The sequence below is a fragment of the Escherichia sp. 20412-1 genome, from assembly GCF_003027595.1.
In the GTDB taxonomy this organism is placed as follows: domain Bacteria; phylum Pseudomonadota; class Gammaproteobacteria; order Enterobacterales; family Enterobacteriaceae; genus Escherichia; species Escherichia marmotae.
In genome coordinates, this window is record NZ_PYQM01000081.1 from 1 (window position 1) to 5,094 (window position 5,094).

At 45.7% G+C, this 5,094-nt stretch carries 6 protein-coding genes; 2 read left to right on the plus strand and 4 right to left on the minus strand.

Annotated features, from left to right (window positions below; translation table 11 throughout):
* Positions 1–584: 584 nt before the first annotated feature.
* The 3 genes from C7B16_RS23645 to C7B16_RS23665 all read right to left on the minus strand — a co-directional run bounded on the left by C7B16_RS23645 (position 585) and on the right by C7B16_RS23665 (position 2,552).
* Positions 585–776, minus strand: coding sequence for a Rop family plasmid primer RNA-binding protein (locus tag C7B16_RS23645; protein ID WP_001401730.1), 192 nt, complete (start codon positions 774–776; stop codon positions 585–587).
* A gap of 832 nt (positions 777–1,608) precedes the next feature.
* Positions 1,609–2,034 (minus strand): Exc2 family lipoprotein, encoded by a 426-nt coding sequence (locus tag C7B16_RS23660; protein ID WP_089586618.1) that lies wholly within the window; start codon positions 2,032–2,034, stop codon positions 1,609–1,611.
* 80 nt (positions 2,035–2,114) lie between these two features.
* Positions 2,115–2,552, minus strand: a complete 438-nt coding sequence (locus C7B16_RS23665) for an entry exclusion protein 1 (RefSeq protein ID WP_170939868.1) — start codon at positions 2,550–2,552, stop codon at positions 2,115–2,117.
* Between the two features lie 261 nt (positions 2,553–2,813).
* Here C7B16_RS23665 and C7B16_RS23670 point away from each other — a divergent pair, with 261 nt between their 5' ends.
* Positions 2,814–4,040: a colicin-like pore-forming protein gene (locus tag C7B16_RS23670; RefSeq protein WP_170939869.1), complete on the plus strand. Its 1,227-nt coding sequence runs from the start codon at positions 2,814–2,816 to the stop codon at positions 4,038–4,040.
* A 393-nt stretch (positions 4,041–4,433) separates the two neighbouring features.
* Positions 4,434–4,574 carry a colicin release lysis protein gene (locus C7B16_RS24925; RefSeq protein ID WP_153276082.1) on the plus strand — a complete coding sequence of 47 codons (141 nt, stop codon included), beginning with the start codon at positions 4,434–4,436 and terminating at the stop codon, positions 4,572–4,574.
* A 198-nt stretch (positions 4,575–4,772) separates the two neighbouring features.
* Here C7B16_RS24925 and C7B16_RS24930 read toward each other — a convergent pair whose 3' ends face one another.
* A complete protein-coding gene (locus C7B16_RS24930) occupies positions 4,773–4,931 on the minus strand; it encodes a hypothetical protein (protein ID WP_001314450.1) in 159 nt (52 codons plus the stop codon).
* Between the last annotated feature and the right edge of the window lie 163 nt (positions 4,932–5,094).

Genomic DNA, 5,094 nt, shown 5'->3' on the forward strand with positions numbered 1-5,094 from the left:
GAAAGGCGGACAGGTATCCGGTAAGCGGCAGGGTCGGAACAGGAGAGCGCACGAGGGAGCTTCCAGGGGGAAACGCCTGGTATCTTTATAGTCCTGTCGGGTTTCGCCACCTCTGACTTGAGCGTCGGTTTTTGTGATGCTCGTCAGGGGGGGCGGAGCCTATGGAAAAACGCCAGCGGCGCGGCTTTTTGTTGCCCTTTGCCTTTTTGCTCACATGTTCTTTCCGGTCTTATCCCCTGATTCTGTGGATAGCCGCATTATCGTTTTTGAGTGAGCCGACACCGCTCGCCGCAGCCGAACGACCGAGCATAGCGAGTCAGTGAGCGAGGAAGCGGAAGAGCGCCAGAAGTTGCATTTTCTCCTTACGCATCTGTGCGGCATTTCACACCGGCTATGGTGCACTTTTCATACAATCCGCACTGATGCCACATGATTAAGCCAGTATACACTCCGCTATCGCTACGTGACTGGCTCATGGCTGCGCCCCGACACCCGCTAAAACCCGCTGACGCGCCCTGACGGGCTTGTCTGCTCCCGGTATCCGCTCACAGGCAAGCTGTGACTGTCTCCGGGAGCTGCATGTGTCAGAGGGCTTCACCGTCATCCCCGAAACGTGCGAGGCAACTGCGGTAAAGCTCATCGGCGTGGTCGTGAAGCGATTCACAGATGTCTGCCTGTTCATCCGCGTCCAGTTCGTTGAGCTTCTCCAGCAGGGTTAATGTCTGGCTTCTGATGAAGCGCGCCATGTTCAGGGCGGTTTTTTCCTGTTTGGTCACTGGTCTGATGTCTCCGTGTAAGGGAATTTCTGTTCATGGGAGCATGATAACTGTGACGCAGGCGAGAGTGATAAAGCTGAGTGAGCGGTTAGTCAGGGGCGCAAACATTCGAACGCGGCCAGTGCGGTGCAGGATAGGGAAAACGCCGTAAAACGACGTCCCTTTCGGCAATAGCAATATCATGGCACAGCATATCAACTGATAAATAATCCCTGTGAAGTACAGCCGCTGTTGCATAAAATCTCGCTCTGCGGTGAGTATTGTTTAATCAAAAATCCCCGCATTTCTTCCAGAAAAACGCGAGTCTGTTCTCATGCCTGAAATGTCCACACCCCACGCAAAACCAACTTTTTGCTGATTTGCTTTTTAAATCATGTTGTTATGGTTTTAAAAATGTATTTTCTTATTCAGATTTATACAAAAGCACGTCGTCGACGACCCTATGGCGACGCTATGACGACCCTACTTAGGGTCAGTACTGACTATCTGTAGAAAAAACAGTTAATTAATGTAGGGGCGCCCCTAGGGGCGCGTCGCCTTTTTTTACATAACACCCCTGGGGGCGCTGCCAGGGGTGTCTGCCCGGAATATGTAGCAATGAGCCAGGGATTCACGAACTGAAAATGTCCGAAAATGTGCCTCATGGGCACCGTATGCGCCCAAACAGATCGCTATTCAGTTTCGTGCATAGTCATGCAACGCCATGAAAACGATCCTGACGCATTTTTCCGGTTTTCCTGGGGGTAAACATTTCTTTTTGCTGTGCCTGCGTCAGAATCGCGCTCAACGCGTTTTAATGGTGCGTACAATTAAGGGATTATGGTAAATCCACTTACTGTCTTCCCTCGTAGCCATCGAGATAAACCGCAGAAATCGTCTCAGCCAGCAGCCTGGATTTTTTCGGGGTAAGGTCTTTGCTGCGGTAATCAGTACCCGCAAATTGAGTTGTGCCCCGGAGTGAGTTTAAAAATTCCTGGCTGTGAAACTGCTGAATGCGTTGCTGCACATCACTCCGTGATTTTCCTGTCGCTTTATCTTTAGCTCCCATATCCCAGAACTGCCGAAAAAAAGGCACCATCATTCGTGTTGTGTCGGCTTTTTGGGTGGAAAAGTTAGGATCAAACCCATCATCTGAAGCATAAACATAATGCCGGGTATGTTGTTCCAGGTTGGTTTTTGGGGTACAGGCTGTGAGGGCTGCTGCCACAGTTATCAGGGCGCTAAGATACATATAGCGTGTGCCGCCAGAACGTTTCATGCGAGTCTCCTTACCTTAAAGTATTTATTTTCGGTGAGTTATTATCTGATGGCTATCTTATCATCAGTCTCTGAGCGCGTTCAGCGACCGAACAACCTGGACCAGAATCCCCGTTTCTTTTCCTGCTCCAGCGCCTGCCTGAGCCGGGCTATCTCATTCTGTAGCTGTTCCCGTTCTGCTTCCTGGCGCCGGCGCTCCGTATCCTGGGCTTGTTTATCCTCAAGCATCAGCGTCAGGCATTGTTTCAGCTCATTCAGCTCCCGGAGAATGCGTTCTGTCTGCTGATCATGTGGTTTTTCTGACTGTCCCTTGGTGTGCCTTTCTGGTGTCTCATTCCGCTTTAATTCGCCGTATGCCCGGATCAGTTCACTGGTTTCAAACTCCCGTCGTCCGTCCTGGCTTGTACGGTAACTGACAAGGCCTGCGCGCATATCACGGTAAAACTGTGAACGCGATCTGCCCGTCATTTTCAGTGCATCCTGGAGTGTGTGCCATGCCATAAAGTGACAGTGTCCCATAGGTGTCTCATATCATGGTTTCAGTAAAACATGCTGAGGCCGGAGAACGGTAATGTTTGTGCTGGTTTTTGTGGCATCGGGCGGGAATAGCTCGAGGTGTGGGAGGGGCTGTTTTTTTGAACGTTTTCACAAAAATGAAAATCCACAGGGTTGACAGGGAAAACGTAGCGGCGTAATTTTAAGCTGTACATAAAACCAGTAGTTATATGTACAGTATTGTTGTTTTAACTATTTGTTTTTAATGCCAAAGAGGTATTTTTTATGGCGAAAGAACTTGGTGGATATGGCCCAACTGCCGGTGAATCTATGGGGGGGACAGGGGCGAATTTGAATCAGCAAGGTGGGCATAATAATAGTGGTGTTCACTGGGGGGGAGGCTCCGGACACGGTAATAATGGTGGTCAGGGTAATACAAGCTCATCGAATTCAACATCGACAGTGATGAAGCCAGGTGAGTCATATCTAACCCCGTGGGGAGATGTTGTTATTAATAAAGATGGTCTCCCAGTGATGAATGGTGTTGTTATGACAGAAGATAATTCTTCTTTGGTTGATAATCCATTAGGGGGGGTCTCCAGAGTTCTTAACTCTTTAATTAGTGATATGCCATCACTTTTTACCAAGGCGACAGGAAATAATCACGATAATAACATCACTGCTGTTAATGCAGTATCTCCAGAAACTCGAGCCAGTGATATGGAGAAAAGTTCTAAGATGGTGAGTGCTCTGATTGATGAAAAGCAGAACCAGAAAAATCAGATTGCTGCGCAGATTAGTGAAAAAAATAAAAAAATAGAGGAGATGAAAAAAATATTCAAGCATCACTCCTATCATGGAATTACTGATCTTGAAAGGGATGTTGATGAGTTACAAAGAAAATCTAATCAGTTGGATGCTGATATTAGCAAGTTATATGATTACAAAAACACATTGAAAAGCGATGTGGATAAAATAAAGGATGCTGTTGCCTATACAGCTACTTTCTATGAAAAAGTAACAGAAAAGTATGGTGAGAAAGCTGAATTATTAGCGAAAAGTTTGGCTGATAAAGCTAATGGAAAAACTATTCGTGGTGTTGATGATGCTTTGGCTGCATTTGAACGATATAGAAGTTCTTTGGGTGATAAGTTTAATTCTGCTGATCGTGCCGCTATTGTCGCAGGAATTCAGGCATTAGATGCTACGAATACAGCAAACAGTTTAGCTAAATATAGTAAAGCATTTGGTTATTTAGGAAATGCTATTGATCTGGCTGATATTCTTGTTGAACTTAAAAATGCATTGACAACAGATAATTGGCGACCTGTTTTTGTTAAACTAGAAATTATTACCGCAAATCGTGCAGCCGTGGCTATTTCTGCAATTGTTTTTTCTATTATTACAGGAGTTCCCATGGGGATTGTTGGTTTTGGTGTCCTTGTGGCTTTAGCAGGATCTTTTTTTGATGAGCAGTTAGTTAATGAAATTAACTCGCAACTAGGTATTTAATGGTTGTTAAGCTGGTCATTTTTTTTGACCAGCTTGTCCTTATCTATAAAAAGATAAATAATGCTGAATGGGATTGCGAAAATAATACAAAAAAACACATATATAACGTAAAATCGATTAACCCCATTGGAGTTTAACCAAGTGGGGTTCCAAAACTGTATTGATGTATATCTTAATGCTACTGTTTTTACAGTGTACATAGATACAGGAAGAAGTATTCCGCTGAGTATATATATGATTGATATTTGTATTGTTTTTGATGTCAATGGTTCGTGGAATAAGTTATATATTGCGATAAGTATAGGAAATAGACCCCATAATAAACGAGAGAAATAGAATTTCTTGTTCATATGTTAATGTCTCACTATCTTGTTTTTATATAAAGGAGTATACATGAAGAAAATGTTTTTTGTAGGTGTTGTAATCATATCATTTTGTTTGGTTGCATGTCAGATGAATAATATTAAAGGTAATTCAGGTGGTTCATTTTCGTCATCTAACTCAGGTGTCGGTATCCAAGTGAAGAAATCGTGAGTTTGCATCACTGATCCTCTTGTGATCCTTTTCTTCTGCGCGTAATCTGCTGCTTGCAAACAAAAAAACCACCGCTACCAACGGTGGTTTTTTTGCCGGATCAAGAGCTACCAACTCTTTTTCCGAAGGTAACTGGCTTCAGCAGAGCGCAGATACCAAATACTGTCCTTCCAGTGTAGCCGCAGTCGGGCCACAACTTCAAGAACTCTGTAGCACCATTTGTGCCATCATCGCTCTGCTAATCCGGTTACCAGTGGCTGCTGCCAGTGGCGTTAAGTCGTGTCTTACCGGGTTGGACTCAAGACGATAGTTACCGGATAAGGCGCAGCGGTCGGGCTGAACGGGGGGTTCGTGCACACAGCCCAGCTTGGAGCGAACGACCTACACCGAGCCGAGATACCAACAGCGTGAGCTATGAGAAAGCGCCACGCTTCCCGAAGGGAGAAAGGCGGACAGGTATCCGGTAAGCGGCAGGGTCGGAACAGGAGAGCGCACGAGGGAGCTTCCAGGGGGAAACGCC